Source organism: Stutzerimonas azotifigens DSM 17556, assembly GCF_000425625.1.
Classification (GTDB): Bacteria; Pseudomonadota; Gammaproteobacteria; order Pseudomonadales; family Pseudomonadaceae; genus Stutzerimonas; species Stutzerimonas azotifigens.
In genome coordinates this window covers 45945-68215 of sequence record NZ_KE384421.1, presented here as the reverse complement: position 1 = coordinate 68215, position 22271 = coordinate 45945, and the positions used below count along the sequence as shown (strand labels likewise).

The 22271-nt window shown below is 68.6% G+C and carries 17 protein-coding genes and 1 riboswitch; of the genes, 5 read left to right on the top strand and 12 right to left on the bottom strand.

Features of this window, described 5'->3' with window-relative positions; translation table 11 throughout:
• Window positions 1-43 precede the first annotated feature (43 nt).
• Window positions 44-2113, top strand: coding sequence for an EAL domain-containing response regulator (locus H610_RS0121480; RefSeq protein ID WP_028241590.1), 2070 nt, complete (start codon window positions 44-46; stop codon window positions 2111-2113).
• 206 nt (window positions 2114-2319) lie between these two features.
• Window positions 2320-3393, top strand: a complete 1074-nt coding sequence (locus H610_RS0121475; protein ID WP_028241589.1) for an NAD(P)-dependent alcohol dehydrogenase — start codon at window positions 2320-2322, stop codon at window positions 3391-3393.
• A gap of 93 nt (window positions 3394-3486) precedes the next feature.
• On the opposite strand, the gene serB is transcribed toward H610_RS0121475, so the two are convergent.
• Window positions 3487-4701 carry a phosphoserine phosphatase SerB gene (gene serB, locus H610_RS0121470; RefSeq protein ID WP_028241588.1) on the bottom strand — a complete coding sequence of 405 codons (1215 nt, stop codon included), beginning with the start codon at window positions 4699-4701 and terminating at the stop codon, window positions 3487-3489.
• 151 nt (window positions 4702-4852) lie between these two features.
• Here serB and H610_RS0121465 point away from each other — a divergent pair, with 151 nt between their 5' ends.
• On the top strand, window positions 4853-6454 hold the full coding sequence (locus tag H610_RS0121465) for an AhpA/YtjB family protein (protein WP_028241587.1): 1602 nt from the start codon (window positions 4853-4855) through the stop codon (window positions 6452-6454).
• A 330-nt stretch (window positions 6455-6784) separates the two neighbouring features.
• On the opposite strand, the gene H610_RS0121460 is transcribed toward H610_RS0121465, so the two are convergent.
• The 9 genes from H610_RS0121460 to H610_RS0121420 all read right to left on the bottom strand — a co-directional run bounded on the left by H610_RS0121460 (window position 6785) and on the right by H610_RS0121420 (window position 16051).
• Window positions 6785-7489, bottom strand: coding sequence for a PqiC family protein (locus H610_RS0121460; protein ID WP_028241586.1), 705 nt, complete (start codon window positions 7487-7489; stop codon window positions 6785-6787).
• Window positions 7490-7630: 141 nt separating this feature from the next.
• Window positions 7631-9886 carry a DNA topoisomerase IV subunit A gene (parC, locus tag H610_RS0121455; protein WP_028241585.1) on the bottom strand — a complete coding sequence of 752 codons (2256 nt, stop codon included), beginning with the start codon at window positions 9884-9886 and terminating at the stop codon, window positions 7631-7633.
• The gene (locus H610_RS0121450; RefSeq protein WP_028241584.1) at window positions 9883-10410 is read right to left on the bottom strand and encodes a retropepsin-like aspartic protease family protein; all 528 of its coding nucleotides are present in this window, start codon (window positions 10408-10410) and stop codon (window positions 9883-9885) included. Before H610_RS0121450 ends, parC begins: the two co-directional genes overlap by 4 nt.
• The gene (locus H610_RS0121445; RefSeq protein WP_028241583.1) at window positions 10407-11402 is read right to left on the bottom strand and encodes an esterase-like activity of phytase family protein; all 996 of its coding nucleotides are present in this window, start codon (window positions 11400-11402) and stop codon (window positions 10407-10409) included. The genes H610_RS0121450 and H610_RS0121445 overlap by 4 nt, the downstream gene beginning before the upstream one ends.
• Complete coding sequence (gene parE, locus H610_RS0121440) at window positions 11399-13285, bottom strand: DNA topoisomerase IV subunit B (RefSeq protein ID WP_028241582.1); 1887 nt, start codon at window positions 13283-13285, stop codon at window positions 11399-11401. Before parE ends, H610_RS0121445 begins: the two co-directional genes overlap by 4 nt.
• Window positions 13286-13303: 18 nt before the next feature.
• A complete protein-coding gene (locus H610_RS0121435) occupies window positions 13304-13921 on the bottom strand; it encodes a YqiA/YcfP family alpha/beta fold hydrolase (RefSeq protein ID WP_028241581.1) in 618 nt (205 codons plus the stop codon).
• 85 nt (window positions 13922-14006) lie between these two features.
• Entirely contained in the window at window positions 14007-14813 is an 807-nt protein-coding gene (gene cpdA / locus H610_RS0121430; RefSeq protein ID WP_408055010.1) for a 3',5'-cyclic-AMP phosphodiesterase, read from the bottom strand.
• A gap of 177 nt (window positions 14814-14990) precedes the next feature.
• Entirely contained in the window at window positions 14991-15437 is a 447-nt protein-coding gene (locus H610_RS0121425) for a DUF1249 domain-containing protein (protein WP_028241579.1), read from the bottom strand.
• Window positions 15434-16051, bottom strand: coding sequence for an NUDIX domain-containing protein (locus H610_RS0121420; protein WP_028241578.1), 618 nt, complete (start codon window positions 16049-16051; stop codon window positions 15434-15436). Before H610_RS0121420 ends, H610_RS0121425 begins: the two co-directional genes overlap by 4 nt.
• A 198-nt stretch (window positions 16052-16249) precedes the next feature.
• Here H610_RS0121420 and H610_RS0121415 point away from each other — a divergent pair, with 198 nt between their 5' ends.
• A complete protein-coding gene (locus tag H610_RS0121415; RefSeq protein ID WP_028241577.1) occupies window positions 16250-16996 on the top strand; it encodes an RsiV family protein in 747 nt (248 codons plus the stop codon).
• On the opposite strand, the gene cytX is transcribed toward H610_RS0121415, so the two are convergent.
• Together cytX and thiC are read right to left on the bottom strand one after the other, a co-directional pair.
• A complete protein-coding gene (gene cytX, locus H610_RS0121410; RefSeq protein ID WP_028241576.1) occupies window positions 16965-18257 on the bottom strand; it encodes a putative hydroxymethylpyrimidine transporter CytX in 1293 nt (430 codons plus the stop codon). The two genes, H610_RS0121415 and cytX, sit on opposite strands and share 32 nt — an antisense overlap.
• A 116-nt stretch (window positions 18258-18373) precedes the next feature.
• Complete coding sequence (thiC, locus tag H610_RS0121405) at window positions 18374-20257, bottom strand: phosphomethylpyrimidine synthase ThiC (RefSeq protein ID WP_028241575.1); 1884 nt, start codon at window positions 20255-20257, stop codon at window positions 18374-18376.
• Window positions 20258-20344: 87 nt separating this feature from the next.
• A riboswitch (TPP riboswitch) is annotated at window positions 20345-20450 on the bottom strand.
• A 162-nt stretch (window positions 20451-20612) separates the two neighbouring features.
• On the opposite strand from thiC, the gene H610_RS0121400 reads away from it, so the two are divergent.
• Entirely contained in the window at window positions 20613-22061 is a 1449-nt protein-coding gene (locus tag H610_RS0121400) for a TolC family outer membrane protein (protein WP_028241574.1), read from the top strand.
• The last annotated feature ends 210 nt before the right edge of the window (window positions 22062-22271 follow it).

Below are 22271 nucleotides of genomic sequence, written 5' to 3'. Positions count from 1 at the left end.
TCGCCTGTTTCTGCGCCACTTGGCGCCTCTGTTAGTTGTCGCCATGGCTCTGGACAAGAAAACCATCCGCCTGCTGATCCTCGAGGATTCGCAGAACGAAGCCGAGCGTCTGGTCAGTCTGTTCCGCAATGCGGGCACGGCGACCCGCGTGCACCGGCTGACGTCCAGCGACGACCTGGCCGAAGCCCTGCAGCAGAGCTGGGACCTGCTGATCAGCGCGCCCAGCAGCGAAAACCTCGACCCCGCCGAAGCCGTCGCCGCCATCCGCCGGCAGGCCAAGGACATCCCGGTGATCCAGCTGGTCGCCGGCAACGACAGCGACGCCATCACCGACGCCATGTCGCTCGGCGCGCAGGACGCCCTGCCGCAGGGCGAGGACGAGCGGCTGATCATGGTGGCCAACCGTGAACTGGCCAATCTCGAGGAGCGCCGCGCCCGCCGCGCCGCCGAGGTGGCCCTGCGCGAAGCGGAAAAGCGCTGCCAGCTGCTGCTCGACAGCTCGGTCGACGCCATCGCCTACGTTCACGACGGCATGCACATCTACGCCAACCGCACCTACCTCGAGCTGTTCGGCTACGAGGACGTCGAGGAGCTGGAAGGCATGCCGATGATCGACCTGATCGCCTCCTGCGACCAGGTCAACTTCAAGGACTTCCTCAAGACCTACCAGAGCCTGGAAGGCAGCGCCGAGCTGGTCTGCGGCGGCGTCCGCGCCGATGGCAGCGACTTCAGGGCACGCATCCACTTCTCCCCGGCCGCCTACGACGGCGAGCCGTGCATCCAGGTGGTCATCCGCACCGAAAGCGACAACGCGGAGCTGGAAGAGAAGCTGCGCGAGATCAGCAGCCAGGACCTGGTCACCGGCCTGTACAACCGCAACCGCTTCCTCGAGCTGCTCGACAGCGCGGTGGAGCGCGCGGTCAACGCCGGCCAGCTGGCCACCCTCGCCTACATCCGCGTCGACCGCTTCGCCAGCCTGCAGGCCGAGCTCGGGCTGGCCGACGCCGACCTGCTGCTGGCCGACCTCTCGGAGCTGCTGCGCCAGCACTTCCCCGCCGACACGCCGCTGGCACGCTTCGGCGACGACGTGTTCGCCGCCCTGCAGCAGGGCGTGGCGCCGGGCGTGGCCGAAGAGACGCTCGCCGCGCTGCTGAAGAAGGTCGAAGGCCACCTGTTCGAGATCGACGGCCGCACCGTGCAGACGACGCTGACCATCGGCGTCGCCGGGCTCGACGAGAAGACCGCGCAGGCCCGCGAGGTGGTCGACCGCGCGCACCGCTGCGCCGACGAGCTCACCGAGGGCAACGCCCTGAAGCGCTACAATCCGGCCGACGAGCTGGCCGCCGCGGCCAATCGCGGCAGCGTCGTCGCCATGGTCCGGCAGGCGCTGGAGAACAACAGCTTCCGCCTGCTGTTCCAGCCGATCATCAGCCTGCGCGGCGACACCCACGAGCACTACGAGGTGCTGCTGCGCCTGCTCAACCCGCAGGGCGAAGAAGTCCCGCCCACCGATTTCATCAACGCCGCCAAGGAAGCCGGACTCGCCGCCAAGATCGACCGCTGGGTGCTGCTCAACTCGATCAAGCTGCTGGCCGAGCACCGCGCCAAGGGCCACAGCACCCGGCTGTTCCTGCACCTGTCCAGCGCCAGCCTGCAGGACCCGTCGCTGCTGCCCTGGCTGAGCGTCGCCCTGAAGGCCGCGCGGCTACCATCCGACTCGCTGGTGATCCAGCTGGCCGAGCCCGACGCGATCGCCTACCTCAAGCAGGCCAAGGCGCTGGCGCAAGGGCTGGCCGAACTGCGCTGCAAAATGGCCATCAGCCAGTTCGGCTGCGCGCTGAACCCGTTCAACACGCTGCGCCACCTGCCGGTCGCCTTCGTCAAGGTCGATGGTTCCTTCACCCAGGACCTCGGCCGGGCGGAGAACCAGGAAGCCCTCAAGACGATGCTCGCCAGCCTGCACGCCCAGGCGATCCTGACCATCGTTCCCTTCGTCGAGAGCGCCAGCGTGCTGGCGACGCTGTGGCAGGCCGGGGTGAACTACATCCAGGGCCACTACCTGCAGGGCCCCAGCCAGTCGATGGACTACGACTTCGCTTCCGACAGCGAATGAATCCGCGCGCCGTCCTGCTACGACGTGGCTACCCGTTGATCGAGATCAGGCCGCCTGCCCGGGGCTGAAGTAGGGTCTGTTGCCATTTCGTACGCGGCCGCGCCGGAGCCTGGCCTGGTGCCATTTGACGCGGCAACGCGGCTCGCGACGAAACGGCAACAGACCCTAGAATATCCGGACGTCTTCGACTTCCAGGAGCTCGCGCCATGGCCATGATGAAAACCGCCGTGTTCGTCGAACCGGGCCGCATCGAACTGCAGGACAAGCCCATCCCCGAGATCGGCCCCGACGATGCCCTGCTGCGCATCACCACGACCACCATCTGCGGCACCGACGTGCACATTCTCAAGGGCGAATACCCGGTGGCGCCCGGGCTGACAATCGGCCACGAGCCGGTGGGCATCATCGAGAAGCTCGGCAGCAACGTCCGCGGCTATCAGGAAGGCCAGCGCGTGATCGCCGGCGCCATCTGCCCGAGCTTCACCTCCTACGCCTGCCAGGACGGGCTCGCCTCGCAGGACGGCGGCTGCTCCTGCCACGGCTACAAGCCCATGGGCGGCTGGCGCTTCGGCAACAGCATCGACGGCACCCAGGCCGAATACGTGCTGGTGCCCGATGCCCAGGCCAACCTGGCGCCGGTGCCGGACGGTCTGACCGACGAACAGGTGCTGATGTGCCCGGACATCATGTCCACCGGCTTCGCCGGTGCCGAGGCGGCGAACATCAAGATCGGCGACATCGTGGTGATCTTCGCCCAGGGGCCGATCGGCCTCTGCGCCACCGCTGGCGCCAGGCTGCGTGGCGCGAGCACCATCATCGCGGTGGACGGCGTCGACGCCCGGCTGGACATCGCCCGCCAGATGGGTGCCGACGTCACGCTGAATTTCAGGAATGTCGACGCGGTCGAGGAGGTGCTCAGGCTCACCGGCGGCCGAGGCGTCGACGCCTCGATCGAGGCGCTGGGGCTGCAATCGACCTTCGAGAGCGCGCTACGGGTGCTCAAGCCGGGCGGCACGCTGTCGAGCCTGGGCGTCTACTCCAGCGACCTGAGCATTCCGCTGGGCGCCTTCCACGCCGGGCTCGGCGACCACAAAATCGTCACCTCGCTGTGCCCCGGCGGCAAGGAACGCATGCGCCGCCTGCTCAACGTGGTGGCCTCCGGCCGCGTCGACCTCGGCCCGCTGGTCACCCACCAGTACGCGCTGGACGACATCGTCGACGCCTACGAGCTGTTCGCCAACCAGCGCGACGGGGTTTTGAAGGTGGCGATAAAGCCTTGAAAGCGAAAAGCCGATAAAAGCGCTGGAGGCTGGACGAGGAAAACCGCGCCGATGCCCTCGTCCAGCCTCAAGCCTCCAGTGTTCTAATCGGCTCTACTCCATCCCATCCCGATCCCTGAACCCCAGCAGATACAGGATCCCGTCCAGCCCGAGCGTGGAGATGGCCTGCTTGGCCGACTGCTTGACCAGCGGCTTGGCGCGGAAGGCCACGCCCAGGCCGGCGAGGCCGAGCATCGGCAGGTCGTTGGCGCCGTCGCCCACGGCGATGGTCTGCTCCAGGCGCAGGCCCTCGCGCTCGGCCAGCTCGCGCAGCAGGTCGGCCTTGCGCTGGGCGTCGACGATCGGCTCCACCGCCACGCCGGTCAGGCGGCCGTTCTCGATCTGCAGCTCGTTGGCGAACACATAGTCGATGCCCAGGCGCGCCTGCAGCTGGCGGGCGAAGTAGGTGAAGCCGCCGGACAGGATCGCGGTCTTGTAGCCGAGCCGCTTGAGCTCGGCGAACAGCACCTCGGCGCCTTCGGTCAGACGCAGCCGGGCGCCGATCTCGGCCAGCGCCGTCTCCGGCAGCCCCTTGAGCAGCGCCAGGCGCTCCGTGAAGCTGGCGCGGAAATCCAGCTCGCCGCGCATCGCCCGCTCGGTGATGGCCGACACCTTGTCGCCGACGCCCGCGGCCTTGGCCAGCTCGTCGATGACCTCGGCCTCGATCAGCGTCGAGTCCATGTCGAATACCGCCAGGCGGCGATTGCGGCGGAACAGCGAATCGCGCTGGAAGGCGATGTCCACGTTGAGTTCCTGGGCCACGCTGAGGAATTCCGCGCGCAGGGCGTCGGTATCGTCCGGTTCGCCACGTACCGAGAACTCGATGCAGCCCTTGCCCAGTTCGTCGGGCATGCCCAGCGGGCGGCGGCCCGAGAGGCGGTCGATGTGGTCGATGTTCAGGCCGTACTTGGCGGTGATCGAGCTGACCCGATGCAGTTGCTCGGCGGTCACCTTGCGGGTCAGCAGCGTGACGATGTGGCGCGGCTTGCCCTGCCCCGCCACCCACTGCTGGTAGTCCTCCTCGGCGACGGGCGTGAAGCGCACCTGCTGGTCGTGCTTGTAGCCCATGAAGAGCACGTCCTTGAGCACGGCCGAGGCGCCTTCGTGACCGGGCAGCTCGACCAGGATGCCGAACGAGAGCGTGTCGTGTATGACCGCCTGGCCGATGTCGAGAATGTTCACCCCGCCCTGGGCGAGCGCGCCGGTGATCGCGGCGGTGAGTCCCGGCCGGTCTTCCCCGGTGATGTTGATCAGGACGATTTCGCGCAAGGCGCAGCTCCCATGGCAAAGAAGGCCGGCATTCTACAACAGGACGCCGTCCGCACGACGCCCCGTACCGGTTGCCGGCCGGACCTTCATGGGCCCCGGCGCTTTCCGTATACTGCGCGGCATCCGCCCCTACAGAGAAGAGCCGATCCCTGTGACCCGGCCCCCGTCCGTCAAGCCCGACAACTTCTTCCTCCTGCTGTTTCGCGCCTTCCGCCAGCGTCGCGTGCCGCTGGTGCTGCGCATCGCCAGCCACACGCTGCTGCTGGTGGTCCTGGCCCTGGTGATCTATGCCTGGGTCATGGGCATGCAGTTCAAGCAGGCGATGGAACAGCAGGCCGACGCCCTCGGCCAAAGCCTGATCACCCAGACGGCCGCCTCGGCCACAGACCTGCTGGTGGCCAACGACATCCTCAGCCTCAACGTGCTGCTGAACAACCTGGTGAAGAACCCGCTGGTGGCGCACGCCGCCATCTACAGCGTCGACAATCGCATCCTCGCCGAATCGGGCTCGCGCCCGTCGCGCAGCCTGCTGGGCGACGACTCGGGGCTGTACTCGACCCCGATCACCTTCCAGGAAGTCATCGCCGGCCATCTGCGGCTGAACCTCGACATGGAGCAGTTCCAGCAGCCGATGACCATCAGCCTGCAGAGCATGGGCCTGCTGAGCCTGATCCTGCTGGCCCTGACGCTGACGCTGAGCATGCGCCTCGGCCGGCACATCTCCCTGCCGCTGATGCAGCTGCGCGTCTGGCTGCGCGACCCCGACGATCCGGCGCCCGGTGCCGGCCGGCTGGACGAGATCGGCGACCTGGCCCGGCAGCTGCAGGCGCGCCTGGTGCCCGAGAAGCCCGCCCCGGAGCCGGAGGACGAAGACAACGAGATTCCGCTGCTGGACGAGGCCTACGACGAGCTGGAAGACGACGAGCTGATAGACGACCTCGACCTCGGCGAATCGCTGGAAGCCCCGCCGCCGGCCCAGCCGCCGCGCGTGCCGGCGCATTCCCAGACACGGGACGTTCCGCCGTGGGAAGACGAACCCGAGGAGCCGGAAGCCATTCCGGCGCGGGATCGGGCCTTGGTCCCGGACGACGAGGACGACTTCGACGAACGGCTCGAACCCGAGGTCGCGCGTGCGCCGGTCGCCGCGCCCATCGCGACCCCTGTTGCCGCGGCAGCCCCGGCGTTCAGCGCGGTCCTCGCCATCCAGCTCGGTGCCCAGGAGCAGTTGCGGCGACTGCCGCGGGCGCGCCTGATGGAGCTGCTGCAGCGCTATCGCGACTGCCTCGAGCAGGCGGCCACGCTGTACCAGGCCGAGTTGCACACGCTCACCGACGGCAGCAGCCTGATGCTGTTCCACAGCCAGGACGACGAGCAGAACTACCTGACCCACGCGCTCTGCTGCGGCGAACTGATGCGCGCCCTCGGCCATGCCCTGCAGATCGAGGTCGCCGACAGCGGCATCACCCTGCAACTGCAGCTCGGCCTGACCCAGGGCCAGGCGCTGGACGACCTCGGCCAGGCAGAGCTGCTGCTGAGCGAGCCGGTCCAGGCCGCCCTGGCCCTGTCCCAGCACAGCCGCAACCTGCTGCTGGTCGAGCGCGACATCGGCGACGATCCGCTGGTCCGCGAACGCGCCCGCATCCGCCCCATCGCCAGCCCGGAAGGCGCCTGCTGCGTCGAACGCCTGCTCGAGCCCTACCCCTCGCTGCTGGAGCGCCAGCTGGCGCGCATGCACGAGTATCGGGGCACTTAGGTTGGGTTGAGGCGCGCTCGCACCGAAACCCGACGAAGCTGCTCGGCGTAGCGGTCGGGGTGGATTGAGGCTCGCCGGGCTTCGCTGGGAGCGGTCTTGACCGCAACAACCCCAGCTCGATCGCGGTCAAGGTCTTCCACAAGAGCATCGCCCCGAGGGCGAGCCTCCCACAAAAACAAGCGGTGTCTATCCAATCCTGTGGGAGGCGCGCCCTCGCGGCGACTGCCGGCCAAGCGACCCTGCCCGCGAACGGCGATCGGTCAGGACCGTTCCTCTCACAGGCCGCCTGCCGGGTAGACAAGAGGGCGGCAACGTCGCCCTCGGGATCGATCAGAAACGGAACACTTCCATTTCGGTACGCAGGGGCACCACAGGCCGCGCCGTATCTTCCGTCCGCTCTTGGCTCGACGGCGACTTTTTCTGGGCCGAAGCGTCGGCGCGGGACTTTGCCTTGGCCAGCGACGGCTGCATCGCCGAGGCGAGGTCCTGGCTGAGGCGCTGCAGCAGCTCGCTCTGCGCCCGCACCTGGTCGGCGGTGGTGCCGTCATGCGCCTCCTGGAGACGGACCAGGCGGCTGGCCTGCTGCCTGCCGTCCTTGTCGAACAGGCGCCAGCGCGCTTCCAGCACGGCCGGCTGCTCGGGCCCGGAGTCGAGCCGGGTGACGCTGAGTTCGACCTTCAGTTCGGGCGAGAAGCCCTGCTGAACCGGCGGCAGGCTGAGGTCTTGGCTGTTCAGCTGGGCGGCCAGCTGGCGCAGCATGAGCTGGTCGATGTCCTCGGCCAGGCTGCCGGCCCAGCGGCCTTGGGCGCGGTCGACCCGGAGGCTGCCGTCAGCCATGCGCTGGACGATGCCGTCGCCCTGCAGGTAGTCGGCCAGCTTCACCGATTCCACCAGCACGGCGGCGCCGGTGCTGCGTTCGGGCATCTGCGGGTCGCCGTTGTCCAGCCGGTAGAGGGTGACCGGCTTGGTCTGCAGGCAACCGGTCAGGCCGATCGAGGCGGCGAGCAATAGAGGGGCGAAACGCACCAGCTTCATCGAAATACCATCACGCAGAAAAGACCGGCCGCGCGTGCTCCGCAAGATGCGTCATTCGTAAAAGCAGGGCGCGGGCGGATTGGCCAGGATTCAGGGGCGCTATCTTCCTTGAATCCGTCGCCAATCGCCAGCGCCAGACGCTCAGGCGGGCATGTCGACCGTCAGCGCATCGACCCGCTGGAAGCCTCTGGGCAGCTTGTTTCCGCGCCGGCCGCGCTCGCCCTTGTAGTGCTCGAGGTCTTCGGCCTTCAGCGAAAGCGTGCGCTTGCCGGCCTGCAGCACCAGGGTGGCGCCGGGCGGCAGCACCGCCAGGTCGGTCATGAACTCCTCGCGGCTGGCCACGCGCTCGCCGGGGATGCCGATGATCTTGTTGCCCTTGCCCTTGGCCAGCTGCGGCAGGTCGCGGACCGGGAACACCAGCAGGCGGCCCTCGGTGGTCACCGCCGCGAGCCAGTCCTGCTCGCGGTTGCCCAGTGCACGCGGCGCCACCACCCGGGCGCCGGCGGGCAGCGAGAGCAGCGTCTTGCCGGCCTTGTTCTTGGCCTGCAGGTCCTCGCCCTTGACCACGAAGCCGTAGCCGGCATCCGAGGCGATGACGTAGAGCGCCTCGTCGTCGGGCAGCAGCACGCAGTCGAAGCTGGCGCCCGGCGGCGGCGTCAGGCGCCCGGTCAAGGGTTCGCCCTGGCCGCGCGCGGAAGGCAGCGAGTGGGCCGCCAGCGAGTAGCTGCGCCCGGTCGAGTCGATGAACACGGCGAACTGGTTCGAACGCCCCGGCGCCGCCACCTTGAAGCTGTCGCCGGCCTTGTAGGACAGCCCGGCCGGGTCGATGTCGTGGCCCTTGGCGGCACGTACCCAGCCCTTCTCCGACAGCACCACGGTGACCGGCTCGGACGGCATCAGCTCGTTTTCCGCCAGCGCCCGCGCCTCGGCGCGCTCGACGATCGGCGAACGCCGCGCGTCGCCGTAGGTCTCGGCGTCCTCGAGCAGCTCCTTGCGCACCAGCTTCTTCAGCCTGGCCTCGCTGCCCAGCAGCGCCAGCAACCGCTCGCGCTCCTTGGCCAGCTCGTCCTGCTCGCCGCGGATCTTCATCTCCTCCAGCCGCGCCAGCTGGCGCAGGCGGGTGTCGAGGATGTAGTCGGCCTGCAGCTCGCTCAGCTCGAAGCGCGCCATCAGCACCGGCTTGGGCTGGTCCTCGGTGCGGATGATGTGAATCACCTCGTCGAGGTTGAGGAAGGCGACCAGCAAGCCCTCCAACAGGTGCAGGCGCCGCTCGACCTTGTCCAGGCGGAACTGCAGGCGCCGGCGCACCGTGCCGATGCGGTAGGTCAGCCATTCACTCAGCAGCATGCGCAGGTTCTTCACCTGCGGCCGCCCGTCCAGGCCGATGACGTTGGTGTTGACCCGGTAGCTGCTCTCCAGGTCGGTGGTGGCGAACAGGTGCTGCATCAGCGCCTCGAGGTCGACCCGGTTCGAGCGCGGGATGATGACGATGCGGCAGGGGTTCTCGTGGTCGGACTCGTCGCGCAGGTCGGCCACCATCGGCAACTTCTTGGCCTGCATCTGCGCGGCGATCTGCTCCAGCACCTTGGCCCCGGAGACCTGGTGTGGCAGCGCGGTGACCACCAGGTCTCCGTCCTCGACGCGGTAGACGGCGCGCATGCGCACCGAACCGCGGCCGGTTTCGTAGAGTTTCAGCAGGTCGGCGCGCGAGGTGACGATTTCCGCCTCGGTGGGAAAGTCCGGCCCCGGCACGTGCTCGCAGAGCTGCTCGACCGTGGCGCCGGGTTCGTCCAGCAGGCGCACGCAGGCGGCGGCGACCTCGCGCAGGTTGTGCGGCGGCACGTCGGTGGCCATGCCCACGGCGATGCCGGTGGTGCCGTTGAGCAGCAGGTTCGGCAGCCGCGCCGGCAAGGTCGCCGGCTCGTCCAGCGTGCCGTCGAAGTTCGGCACCCAGTCCACCGTGCCCTGGCCGAGCTCGGACAGCAGCACCTCGGAATAGCGCGACAGCCGCGCCTCGGTGTAACGCATCGCGGCGAACGACTTGGGATCGTCCGGCGCGCCCCAGTTGCCCTGGCCGTCGACCAGCGGATAGCGGTAGCTGAACGGCTGGGCCATCAGCACCATGGCCTCGTAGCAGGCCGAGTCGCCGTGCGGGTGGTACTTGCCGAGCACGTCGCCGACGGTGCGAGCGGACTTCTTGTGCTTGGCGTCGGCGTCCAGGCCGAGCTCGCTCATGGCATAGACGATCCGCCGCTGTACCGGCTTGAGACCGTCGCCGATGTGCGGCAGCGCGCGGTCCATGATCACGTACATGGAGTAGTTGAGGTAGGCCTGCTCGGTGAAGTCGGCGAGCGAGCGGCGCTCGACGCCCTCGAAGCTCAGGGGGGTGTCACTCATGGTCGTTCCGTGGCGTATTGGCGCAGCACCAGGGTGCCGGCGCGCTGGGTGAATTCGAGTTGTTTGAGCGCACTCATGCCGAGCAGGACCTGGTCGCCGTCGAAATTCGGCGCGACCAGTGCGCGGACGTCGTGCAGCTCGATGGCGCCGAGCGCCAGGCTGTCGAGGCGGGTGCGGTAGCCGCGGGTCTGGCCGTTGGCGGTCTGCAGCAGCACCGGAGCGCCGCGCTCGAGGCCAAGGCGGTCGGCCAGTTCGTCGGAAACCGCCACGTCGGTGGCGCCGGTGTCGAGGAGGAACAGCACCTCCTCGCCGTTGATCCTTCCGCTGGCGACGAAATGGCCCTGCGCGTTGCCTGCCAGGGTCACCTCGATATGGTCGCCGAGCCGCTCGGAAACCGGCTCGCGGTTCGGATTGAGCTGCGCGGCTTCCCACTCGCCGAACAGGCGTGTCGCCAGGTACAGCGCCGCCGCCCAGGCCAGCACCAGCATGACCCGGCCGGCACGACGCCCGGCGGGCTGACTCACTGCTTGGCGCTCCAGCCGCCCTTCGGCGCGGCGAACCGCCAGACCACCGGTCTGCGGTCGCCATCCGGACGTGCCTGCCCATTGTTGTCCAGCCCGACCCAGGCACCCTCGGCGTCGATCACCAGGGCCTCGATCGCGCCGAAGGGATTGGCGTAGCGGCGCGCCTGCTCGCCGGCCGTGGCGGCCAGCGACCAGCAGCGCTCGACCGCGCCGGTGGCGGGCAGGCGACGGCAGATCTGGTGCGCTGGCCGCTCCAGGGTGAACAGCTTGCCGTCGAAGAACGCCAGGTCGCTGAAGCTGCGCGGCTGCGGCGCCTCGCCGAACCCGGCGGGCGGCGTCTCCAGCCCGCCTTCGCTGGTCAGGATGCAGCCGCCGGTACAGCGCCAGCTCGACTGGTTGCGATGCAGCACCAGCAGCCCGCGGCGCTCGCGCTCCGCCGCCAGCCAGAGCCGGTCGGCGGCCGGATCGACGGCGACGCCCTCGAAGCCTGCGTTGAATTTCAGCAGCATGCCGCTGGCGCGGGCCTGGCGCACCAGCGAGGAGGGGAAGGTCAGCCACTGCGCCATGCCGGCGGGATTGATCTGCAGCACGGCCGCGTAGGCCTCGCTGACCAGGTAGCGATTGCCGCGCGAATCGCAGCTCAGGCCCTCGAAATCCAGCTCGCCGCCGCGGACCTGGCCGGAAACCCAGGTGCGCACCCGGGTGCCCCACGGCAGCCCGGTGTTCGGCGCCGGCGGCGCCTGGAACGCCTCGGCCTCGGCACGCCACACCGGCTCCGACGAATCGAGCCGGTACAGGTGACGGTCGTCGCGGTCGGATACCGCCCAGAGCGCGTCGCCGCACCAGGCCAGGCCGGACAGGTTGCCCCGCTCGAAGCCCTCGACCGGGTGCTCGGACACCAGCGTCAGCTCCGGGGCCGGCGTCGGGGCCGGCTCGGCCGCCCACGCCGGGCCGGCCAGCAGGCACAGCGCCGCCCACCAGCCACGGCTCAAATCAGCACCTCGGCCAGGTTGCCCTTGGACTCGAGCCAGCTCTTGCGATCGCCGGCGCGCTTCTTCGCCAGCAGCATGTCCATGATCTCGCGGGTGTTGTCGAAGTCTTCCAGGGTCAGTTGCACCAGCCGGCGGGTGTTGGGATCCATGGTGGTTTCGCGCAGCTGCAGCGGATTCATTTCGCCCAGGCCTTTGAAGCGCGTGACCTGCGGCTTGCCGCGCTTCTTCTCGGCGAGCAGCCGCTCGAGGATGCCGTCGCGCTCGGCCTCGTCGAGCGCGTAGTGCACTTCCTTGCCCAGGTCGATGCGGTACAGCGGCGGCATGGCGACGAACACGTGGCCGGCATCCACCAGCGGGCGGAAGTGCCGCACGAAGAGCGCGCACAGCAGGGTGGCGATGTGCAGGCCATCGGAGTCGGCGTCAGCGAGGATGCAGATCTTGCCGTAGCGCAGCTGGCCGAGGTCCTCGGCGCCCGGGTCGACGCCGATGGCCACGGCGATGTCGTGCACTTCCTGGCTGGCGAGCACCTCTCCGCCGTCGACTTCCCAGGTGTTCAGGATCTTGCCGCGCAGCGGCATGATCGCCTGGAACTCCTTGTCCCGCGCCTGCTTGGCCGAGCCGCCGGCCGAGTCGCCCTCGACCAGGAACAGCTCGGCGCGCATCGGGTCCTGCCCGGCGCAGTCGGCCAGCTTGCCGGGCAGCGCCGGGCCCTGGGTGATCTTCTTGCGCTCGACCTTCTTGCCGGCCTTGAGCCGGCGCCCGGCGTTGCTGATCGCCAGTTCGGCCAGTTGCAGGCCAAGTTCCGGATGGACGTTGAGCCACAGGCTGAAGGCGTCCTTGACCACGCCGGAGACGAAGGCCGCGGCCTCGCGCGAGGACAGGCGTTCCTTGGTCTGCCCGGAAAACTGCGGCTCCTGCATCTTCATCGAGAGGACGAAGGCGATGCGCTCCCAGACATCCTCCGGCGCCAGCTTGACGCCGCGCGGCAGCAGGTTGCGGAACTCGCAGAACTCGCGCATGGCGTCCAGCAGGCCCTGGCGCAGGCCGTTGACGTGGGTGCCGCCCTGGGCGGTGGGAATCAGGTTGACGTAGCTTTCCTGCACGCCGTCGCCGCCCTCGGGCAGCCACAGCAGCGCCCAGTCGACCGCCTCCTTCTCGCCGGCCAGGCTGCCGGTGAACGGCTCCTCCGGCAGGCGCGGATACTCGCGCACGGCATCGGCCAGGTATGAACGCAGGCCGTCCTCGTAGTGCCACTCGACCTTCTCGCCGCCGGCCTTGTCCTCGAAGCTGACCGACAGCCCCGGGCAGAGCACGGCCTTGGCCTTGAGCACGTGCTTGAGGCGGCTGACCGAGAATTTCGGCGAATCGAAGTACTTGGGATCGGGCCAGAAATGCACGCTGGTGCCGGTGTTGCGCTTGCCGACGCTGCCGATGATCTCCAGGTCGCTGGCCTTGAAGCCGTCGGCGAAGGTCATGCGGTACTCGTTGCCCTCGCGGCGCACGCGCACCTCCACCCGGGTGGAGAGCGCGTTGACCACCGAAATGCCGACGCCGTGCAGCCCCCCGGAGAACTGGTAGTTCTTGTTGGAGAACTTGCCGCCGGCGTGCAGCTTGGTGAGGATCAGCTCGACGCCCGGCACGCCCTCCTCGGGGTGGATGTCCACGGGCATGCCGCGACCGTCGTCGATCACTTCCAGCGAGTTGTCGGCATGCAGGATCACCTGCACCGAGCGGGCGTGGCCGGCGAGCGCCTCGTCGACGCTGTTGTCGATGACTTCCTGGGCCAGGTGATTGGGCCGGGTGGTGTCGGTGTACATGCCCGGGCGCTTGCGCACCGGATCGAGACCGGAGAGGACTTCGATGGCTTCTGCGGTGTAAGACATTGGCGGCTCGTGATGTCCTTATGAATCGGTGAAATCGACCGCGCGCCACAGCGACGGGTCGAAGCCGGCGAACGCCAGCAGGGCCGGCAGGCGCTCGGCGAAGCCCTGGAAGCCGTGATCGCCACCGGCCTGGATGCGCAGCGCGCAGCCGCGGTAGAAGGATTCGGCATGCCGGTAGTCGAGCGTCTCGTCGCCGGTCTGCAGCCAGACCTGATAGCGCGTGCAATCGGCGGGCGGGGCGACCTCGAGCTCGGCCAGCGCCGTCACGTGGTCCGCGGTCAGTTCCCAGACCTCGCCGGTGTACAGGTTGGTCTGCGGCCCCAGGTACCCGTCGAACAGCCGGTGCGGGTTGACCGCCGGGTTGATCAGCAGGGCCTTGAGACGGTGGCGCTCGGCGAGGTGGGTCGCATAGTAGCCGCCGAGCGAGCTGCCGACCAGCAACGGGGCCCCGAGGCGGACGATGGTTTCGTCGAGCTCGGCGATCGTCCGGCGCGGATGATGGTGCAACGCGGGGGTGACCAGCCGGTCCGCGAGCCCGATCCGCGCCATGGCGGCGCTCAGTTGCCGGGCCTTCTGCGACAGGGGGGAACTGTTCAGACCATGCAGATAGAGAATGGCGGGCTGGGGGCTGGGCATGCGGTTCGTGCTCGGAAAAATACGCCGAAGGCTACAGGCCGCGGACTCCCGCCGGCAAGCATGGGAGGCGCGCAGCGGCGGGCGTTCAGTAGCCCTTGACGCCGTCCTCGAGCTCGAAGGTGAGACCCTCGACGCGCGAGACGCCGGTCTCCAGACGCCCGTCGGCGTGCAGGCGCAGCCAGCGGTAGCCCGGCGCCCGGGTGTCGATCTGGAAATCCTGGCTGCCCGGGGCGAACTGGATGCCGGTGGACGGCGACGCCAGCAGCCTCACGCCGTTGCGCATCTGGTCGAACGCCTGGTGGATGTGGCCCCATAGCACCAGGCGCACCCCCGGGTGGCGGTCGATGACCTCGAACAGTGCCTCGGGGTTGAGCAGGCCGATGCGGTTCATCCAGTCGCTGCCGATCGGCACCGGATGATGGTGGAAGCTGACCAACTGATGGCGCCCGGGGGCTTCGCCCAGCGCACGCTCCAGCAGCTCCAGCTGATCGTCGCGCAGGCGCCCGGCCACCGAGCCGGGCACCAGGGTATCGAGCATGACGATGCGCCAGTTGCCGATGTCCAGCACCGGCTCCATCAGGTCGGTGCCGCGGGTGACCGCACGCATCGCCTCGAGGTCATCATGATTGCCGGGGTACCAGCGCGCCGGCGCCGGGATGCGTGCGGTCAGCTCGCGGAAACGCCGGTAGGAGTCGACCGAACCGTCCTGCGAGAGGTCGCCGCTGGCCAGCACCAGATCCACCTCGGCGTGCTCTTCGAGCGCCAGGTCGATCACCCGCGCCAGGCTGTCGGCCGTGTCGAGCCCGAGGAGCCTGCCGTCCGCCCCGGCGAATAGATGGCTATCGGTCAGCTGGAGGACCAGCACCGACTCGTCGACAGCCTTGAGGGGCATACTCGGCAAGACTCTATCTCCGGTGGTGAAACGTCCCGGGCATTATGGTCGCGCGCTCGGAGCGGCGAAACCCGCGAAGCGGGCAGCGCATCACAGAAGCGAACGTCAGCGAGCCGGCGCCAGAAAAAGGGCGCACACGCCACAGGGGCATTCGGGCATCGGTGAATCGGCCGGATGTCAGAGCACCGGTTCGAGCTCGTGCCCGCAGGCCAGGCAGTGGCTGAGCCATTCGCCGAGGAACAGGTTCAGCTGCGCCTTCTCGTCCGGCTGGTGCATCGCCGCGTTGGGGTAGGCATAGATGCTGCGGAAGCGCCGCGCGTTCTGCGCCCCGACCACCTCGGCCATGCGCGCATCGTGATAGACGCGCACCTCCATGCTCGGCACCGGCAGCCACGGCAGGCAGTGCTCCTGGCTGATCCTCAGCGTGGTGGTGTACGGACAGCATTCGGTGACGGCCAGCACCAGCACCCCGAGCAGGCGGTCGCCCTGGCTGATCGCCACCCGGCGCGTCGCCGCCTGCTCGCGCATCTCCGGCAACAGCCGCATCAGGCGCAGATAGTTCACCTCGCAGGCGGCCTGCAGCTCGCGCAGGTCGACGCGGTACCGCTCGCGAACCTGTCTCATGCCCAGGCCTCCCGCACGCGCTGGCGGTTCAGCGCCAGCCACTGCAGGGCGATGATGGTCGCAGCGTTGCCGATGCCACCGTTCTCGACCCGCGCCAGCGCCTCGTCCAGGGTCCAGACGTGCACGCGAATGTCCTCGCCCTCGTCCGGCAGGCCGTGGATGCCGCCCGCGCCCTCGCTGTCGCAGCTGCCCAGATAGAGGTGGACCAGTTCATCGCTGCCGCCGGGCGACGGCAGGTAGCGGGTGATGGGCAGCAGCCGGCCGAGCACCAGGCCGGCCTCCTCGACCGCCTCGCGACGGGCCACTTCTTCGGGCTGCTCGTCCTTGTCGATCAGCCCGGCGACCAGTTCGATCAGCCAGGGGTTGTCGACCTTGCCCAGCGCACCGGTACGGAACTGTTCGATCAGCACCACGCAGTCGCGCGCCAGGTCGTAGGGCAGCACGCAGACGGCGTCGTGCCGGACGAACAGCTCGCGCTCGATCACCGGGCTGATGCCGCCACTGAACAGCCGATGGCGCAGCTGCAGGCGCTCCAGGCGGTAGAAACCGCTGAAACAGGTTTCTCGCCGGACGATTTCGACATCGTCCCGGCCGGGTTGGAAAACGTCGGTCATCAATACTCACAGATTCGATGGAAAGGTCGCAGTACAGGCCTTGCTTCGACCCGCCGGCTGCGGAACATTTGAGGCCATCCTAGCGCGCCGGTTCGGCTGGCGCAGCATTGGCGGACAAGCCGTAGGCTGCGAACTTCACGACGGAGCCGCAATCGAACCGGCAGCCCGAGTCCCTATCGCACACCCAAGGAGGCGCCCATTTCTTCCTATAGCTCAACCGCCGCCATTGTCCTCGCCGCCCTGCTGCTGGCGGCCTGCCAGAGCACAGCCTCGCGACAGCCGCCGCCCCTGGCGATGGAGCGTGTGGTGACCGAGCAGCGCCCGGAGGGCTGCAGCGGCGAGAACTGCCCGCTGGTCAACATCGACACCCTGCGCTTTCCCGACGAGCCGGCGCTCGAGCGTCTGATCGACGCCCGCCTGCGGGCGATGACCCAGACGGCCCCGGACGACCGCCTGCCGGCCTCGCTGGAGGCTTACCAGCGCGACTTCCTCGCCCATGCCGAACCGCGCTGGAGCACCTACCTGCAGGCCAAGCCGCGCGACCATCATGACACGCTGGTGGTCATCGAGCTGTCCAGCTATCTCGACCGCGGCGGCGCGCATGGCATGCCCGGGCGAGGCTTCATCAACTACGACCTCGAGCAGGACCGCGCCCTGACGCTGGAGGACGTGCTGCTGCCCGGCCAGGAGGAACGCTTCTGGGCACTGGCCGAGCAGGCGCATCGCGACTGGCTGCAGGGCAACCAGCCGGCGGACGATCCGCAGTTCGCCGAGCGCTGGCCGTTCCAACGCACCAATAATGTCGCCCTGCTCGCCGACCGGGTGCTGCTCAAGTACGACGTCTACTCCCTCGGCCCCTACTCCATGGGCCACCCGGAGCTGAGCATCCCCTACGGGCAGTTGGATGGCGTGCTCAGGCCGGAGCGGTTGCCCGAGCCGCACTGAGGCGGCTCAGCACCAGCAGCAATCCGCCCGACAGGCACAACGCCGGCAGGCTCGCGCCGACGTCGGGCCAGAGGTTGCTCATCAGGTGATAGACAGCCACGCCGACGCCCCAGGCCGACAGCGTTTCCCAGCGCAGCAGCGGTAGCGTCCCGCCGGGCAGCCGGCGGCGACGCAGCAGGTAGTGGTCGACCAGCACCACGCCGAACAGCGGGGCGAACACCGAGCCGATCAGCAGCAGGAAGCTCTGGTACTCGGCCAGCGGCGCGACCCAGGCGATCGCGGTGCAGAACGCACCGATGAGCAGCGCCAGATGCTCGACCCGCAAGCAGCTGAGCATCCCGACCGATACCGCCGCCGAGTGGATGTCGGCGAAGGCGTTCTCCGACTCGTCGAGCAGGATCAGCAACAGCGGAATGCCGAGCCCGGCGCCGGCCAATGCCAGCAGCAATGCATTGACCTCGCCGCCGTCGGCGAACGCCAGCGTGTAGGCGACGCCTAGGCTCATCAGCCAGAAATTGCCGAGGAAGAAGCCCAGCGCGGTGCCGCCGAACACCCGCGCGGCGGCACGGCCGAAGCGCGAGTAATCGGCGATCAGCGGCAGCCAGGACAGCGGCATGGCGATGGCGATGTCGAAGCCCAGCGCGAATGGCAGCGAACCATCGCCCGAGCGCGCCCAGAGCGCGGCCAGGTCGGCCTTGTCGAACAGGTTCCAGGTCAGCCAGGCACAGGCGCCGAGCAGCAGCCAGATGCCCCACTTGCGCAGCACCCGGCGCACGAAGGTCAGCGGCCCTGCCACCGCCAGCAGGGTCGCCAGTGCGCCGAAGCACAGCGTCCACAGGGCCGTGCTGGTCAGCACGCTCTGCTCGCCGAAGGCCCGCGCCGCCAGCAGCGCCGCGGCGTCGCGCATGACGATGATTTCGAACGCGCCCCAACCCACCAGCTGCAGCAGGTTCAGCAGCGCCGGCAGCACCGCGCCGCGCGCGCCCAGCGTCAGGCGCAGCGTCGCCATGGCCGACAGCCCGGTGTCGCTGCCGATCACCGCGACCGCGCCGAGCAGCAGAACGCCCACGGCGGTGCCCGAGGCGATCGCCAGGAGCGCGCCCGCCATCCCCAGCCCGGGCGCCAGCAGTGCGCCCAGTTGCAGGACCATCAGGCCGACGCCGAGGGAGAACCACAGCGAGAACAGGTCGCGGGCGCCGAACATGCGACGCTCGGCAGGTACGGGAACGGTCGGCGCGAAGGCGCCGGAAGCGGATGTCATGATGAAATACCGGGGAAAACAGGGGAAGGAAAACAAGGTGGATGGCTTCGGCCATCCACCCTACGCAAGGAAGCCGTAGGGTGGATAACCGCGCAGCGTTATCCACCGCGGCAGGATCACACCTGCTTGTAGATCACCGAGCCCTCCTCGCGGAAGCGCTCGGCCTGCTCGCGAAAGCCCGCCTCGACGGCCTGGCTCTCTGCGGACAGGCCGTGCTCGGCGGCGTAGTCGCGCACCTCCTGGGTGATCTTCATGGAGCAGAACTTCGGCCCGCACATGGAGCAGAAGTGCGCCACCTTGGCCGACTCCTTCGGCAACGTCTCGTCGTGGAAGGCCCGCGCGGTGTCCGGGTCGAGGCCGAGGTTGAACTGGTCCTCCCAGCGGAACTCGAAGCGCGCCTTGGACAACGCGTTGTCGCGGACCTGCGCGCCGGGGTGACCCTTGGCGAGGTCGGCGGCATGCGCGGCGATCTTGTAGGTGATGATGCCGGTCTTGACGTCGTCCTTGTTCGGCAGGCCCAGGTGTTCCTTGGGCGTGACGTAGCAGAGCATGGCGCAGCCGAACCAGCCGATCATCGCCGCACCGATGCCGCTGGTGATGTGGTCGTAGCCCGGCGCGATGTCGGTGGTCAGCGGCCCGAGGGTATAGAATGGCGCTTCGTCGCAGCACTCGAGCTGTTTGTCCATGTTCTCCTTGATCAGTTGCATCGGAACGTGGCCGGGGCCTTCGATCATGGTCTGCACGTCGTGCTTCCAGGCGACCTTGGTCAGCTCGCCGAGGGTTTCCAGCTCGCCGAACTGCGCGGCGTCGTTGGCATCGGCGATTGAGCCCGGACGCAGGCCGTCGCCCAGCGAGAAGCTGACGTCGTAGGCCTTCATGATCTCGCAGATGTCTTCGAAGTGGGTGTAGAGGAAGTTTTCCCGGTGGTGCGCCAAGCACCACTTGGCCATGATCGAGCCGCCGCGCGAGACGATGCCGGTGACCCGCTTGGCGGTCAGCGGCACGTAGCGCAGCAGCACGCCGGCGTGGATGGTGAAGTAGTCCACGCCCTGCTCGGCCTGTTCGATCAGGGTGTCGCGGAACAGCTCCCAGGTGAGGTCCTCGGCGATGCCGCCGACCTTCTCCAGCGCCTGGTAGATGGGCACCGTGCCGATGGGTACCGGCGAGTTGCGGATGATCCACTCGCGGGTCTCGTGGATGTGCTTGCCGGTGGACAGGTCCATCACCGTGTCCGAGCCCCAGCGGATGCCCCAGGTCAGCTTGGCCACTTCTTCCTCGATCGAGGAACCCAGCGCGCTGTTGCCGATGTTGCCGTTGATCTTCACCAGGAAGTTGCGGCCGATGATCATCGGCTCCAGCTCCACGTGGTTGATGTTGGCCGGGATGATGGCGCGGCCGCGGGCCACTTCCTTGCGCACGAACTCGGGGGTAATTTCTTTCGGAATCGCGGCGCCGAAGCTCTGCCCGCGGTGCTGCTCGGCCAGCAGGCCGGCTTCGCGCGCCTCGGCCAGCTTCATGTTCTCGCGGATGGCGACGAATTCCATCTCCGGCGTGACGATGCCCTTCTTCGCGTAGTGCATCTGGCTGACGTTGTGGCCGGCGCGGGCACGGCGCGGGTTGCGCACGTGGGCGAAACGCATGGCCGCCAGCTCGGCATCGTTCAGCCGGCGCTGGCCGAATTCCGAGGACAATCCGGGCAGGCGCTCGGTGTCGCCGCGGTCCTCGATCCAGGCGCTGCGCACGTCGGCCAGGCCCTTGCGCACGTCGATCTGCACATTCGGGTCGGTATAGGGGCCGGAGGTGTCGTAGACGGTGACCGGGGCGTTGATCTCGCCACCGAAATCCGTGGGCGTGACATCGAGGCTGATCTCGCGCATCGGCACGCGGATGTCCGGGCGCGAGCCCTGGACGTAGACTTTCTGCGAGCGCGGGAAGGGCTGGATCGACTGCTGGTCGACCTGGGCGCTTTCACTGAGGTTCTTTTGTTGTTCGGCACGCATCGGCTGGCTCCTCGGGTGAGTGTCGGAGCGAACCTGCGGCAAGGGAGAGGTATGGACGCACCGGTGGCGGTGCCGGACAACCTCGCCAGGCGAGGACATCTTGTTCCCTACGCAGGCCTTAACCTGATCAGGTTCAACGGGATCCGGACTATCCGATCTCAGCCTTTCGCTCAAGGCACCCCGACAAGAACGGGGCGAGTCTAATCACAACCGCGCCGAAACGCCAATGGCCCGCCGTCGCGATCCGACCGGGCGGTCACTCCCATGCCGCACACGCGCCCGCCTGGCGCGCGGCTTGACCCCCCGAACGGTGCCGCTTAGCCTTGCCCGTCTCTCCCCCGCAGGAACCCGTCCCATGCTGCGCAGACTCTCGCTGGCAATTGCCGTGGCCGCCGCCCACGCCGGCCTCGCCTGGGCGCAGGCCCCGACCGGATTGTCGGCGCGGACCGACCTGATCAGCGTCTACCAGGCTGCGGTCGCCAACGATGCCGACCTGGCCGCGGCGCGTGCGCAGTATCGCGCCGTGCAGGAGGTCGTCCCGCAGGCACGCGCCGGCCTGCTGCCGCAGCTGGCGGTGGGTGCCGAAACCGGCCGCACCCGCACCGAGCTGGAGGTCAACCGCAGCGACCAGACCGTCTCGCGCAGCGGCACGCTCTACCAGGCCAGCCTCAGCCAGCCGCTGTTCCGCGCCGACCGCTGGTTCCAGCTGCAGGCCGCCGAAGCGATCAGCGAGCAGGCCGCCCTGCAGTACAGCGCCGCCGAACAGGCACTCATCCAGAACAGCGCGCAGGCCTACTTCGCCGTACTGCGCGCGCAGGACAACCTAGCCGCCAGCCGCGCCGAGGAGGCCGCTTTCCAGCGCCAGCTGGACCAGGCCAACGAGCGCTTCGACGTCGGCCTGTCCGACCGCACCGACGTGCTCGAGGCCCAGGCCGGCTTCGACACCGCGCGGGCCAACCGGCTGATCGCCGAACGCCGGGTAGCCGACGCCTTCCAGGCGCTCTACACCCTGACCAACCGCGAATATGCCGCGCTCGAAGGCATCGACCACGCCCTGCCGGTGCTGGCCCCGGTGCCGAACGATGCCAGCGCCTGGGTCGACACCGCGGCACAGCAGAACCTGCGCCTACTGGCGTCCAACCAGGCGGTCAACGCCGCCGAGGAGACGATTCGCCAGCGCAAGGCCGGCCACGCCCCGACGCTGGACGCGGTGGCCTCCTACAGCCGCGGCGACAACGACAACCTGGGCTTCACCAACAGCGCCATCAACACCCAGCTCGGCGTGCGCTATACCGGCGACGTGGAGCAAAGCAGCATCGGCCTGCAGCTGAACATCCCGCTGTATAGCGGCGGCCTGACCAGCTCGCAGGTGCGCGAGGCCTTCCATCAGCTGACCCAGGCGGAACAGGAGCGCGAAAGCCTGCGCCGCCAGGTGGTGGAAAGCACGCGCAACCTGCACCGGGCGGTCAACACCGACGTCGAGCAGGTACAGGCTCGGCGCCAGTCGATCATCTCCAGCCGCAGCGCGCTGGAGGCCACCGAGATCGGCTACCAGGTCGGTACCCGCAACATCGTCGACGTGCTCGACGCACAGCGGCGCCTGTTCGCCGCCGTGCGCGACTACAACAACGCGCGCTACGACTACATCCTCGACAACCTGCAGCTCAAGCAGGTCGCCGGCACCCTGAGCCCCGCCGACCTGACCGAACTGGCGAGCTACCTCGATCCCGAATACGACCCGGACAGCGACTTCCTGCCGGACGACCTGCCGCCGATCGCCACGGACGCGCGCCTGCCGCAGTAACCGGCGTGGTCCATGGGAGCCTCGCCTCCGGGACGATGCTTTTATGCGGTCTCGACCGCGAACTCCCCCGGCGCCCTTCGCGGCCAAGGCCGCTCCCACGAAGAGCCGCCCGCGACCTTGGCTGGCGATGTCGCCGCGAGGGCGCGCCTCCCACAGGGGGGAGAGCCTGCACGTGCGGAGCCAGGGTCGCAGGCAGAGCCTGCTCCTACG

Coding starts and splice junctions, on each gene's coding strand:
- H610_RS0121480 (WP_028241590.1), top strand. CDS start 44: ATGGCTCTGGACAAGAAAACCATCCGCCTGCTGATCCTCGAGGATTCG.
- H610_RS0121475 (WP_028241589.1), top strand. CDS start 2,320: ATGGCCATGATGAAAACCGCCGTGTTCGTCGAACCGGGCCGCATCGAA.
- H610_RS0121460 (WP_028241586.1), bottom strand. CDS start 7,489: ATGAAGCTGGTGCGTTTCGCCCCTCTATTGCTCGCCGCCTCGATCGGC.
- parC (WP_028241585.1), bottom strand. CDS start 9,886: ATGAGTGACACCCCCCTGAGCTTCGAGGGCGTCGAGCGCCGCTCGCTC.
- parE (WP_028241582.1), bottom strand. CDS start 13,285: ATGTCTTACACCGCAGAAGCCATCGAAGTCCTCTCCGGTCTCGATCCG.
- H610_RS0121435 (WP_028241581.1), bottom strand. CDS start 13,921: ATGCCCAGCCCCCAGCCCGCCATTCTCTATCTGCATGGTCTGAACAGT.
- cpdA (WP_408055010.1), bottom strand. CDS start 14,813: ATGCCCCTCAAGGCTGTCGACGAGTCGGTGCTGGTCCTCCAGCTGACC.
- H610_RS0121425 (WP_028241579.1), bottom strand. CDS start 15,437: ATGAGACAGGTTCGCGAGCGGTACCGCGTCGACCTGCGCGAGCTGCAG.
- H610_RS0121420 (WP_028241578.1), bottom strand. CDS start 16,051: ATGACCGACGTTTTCCAACCCGGCCGGGACGATGTCGAAATCGTCCGG.
- cytX (WP_028241576.1), bottom strand. CDS start 18,257: ATGACATCCGCTTCCGGCGCCTTCGCGCCGACCGTTCCCGTACCTGCC.
- thiC (WP_028241575.1), bottom strand. CDS start 20,257: ATGCGTGCCGAACAACAAAAGAACCTCAGTGAAAGCGCCCAGGTCGAC.
- H610_RS0121400 (WP_028241574.1), top strand. CDS start 20,613: ATGCTGCGCAGACTCTCGCTGGCAATTGCCGTGGCCGCCGCCCACGCC.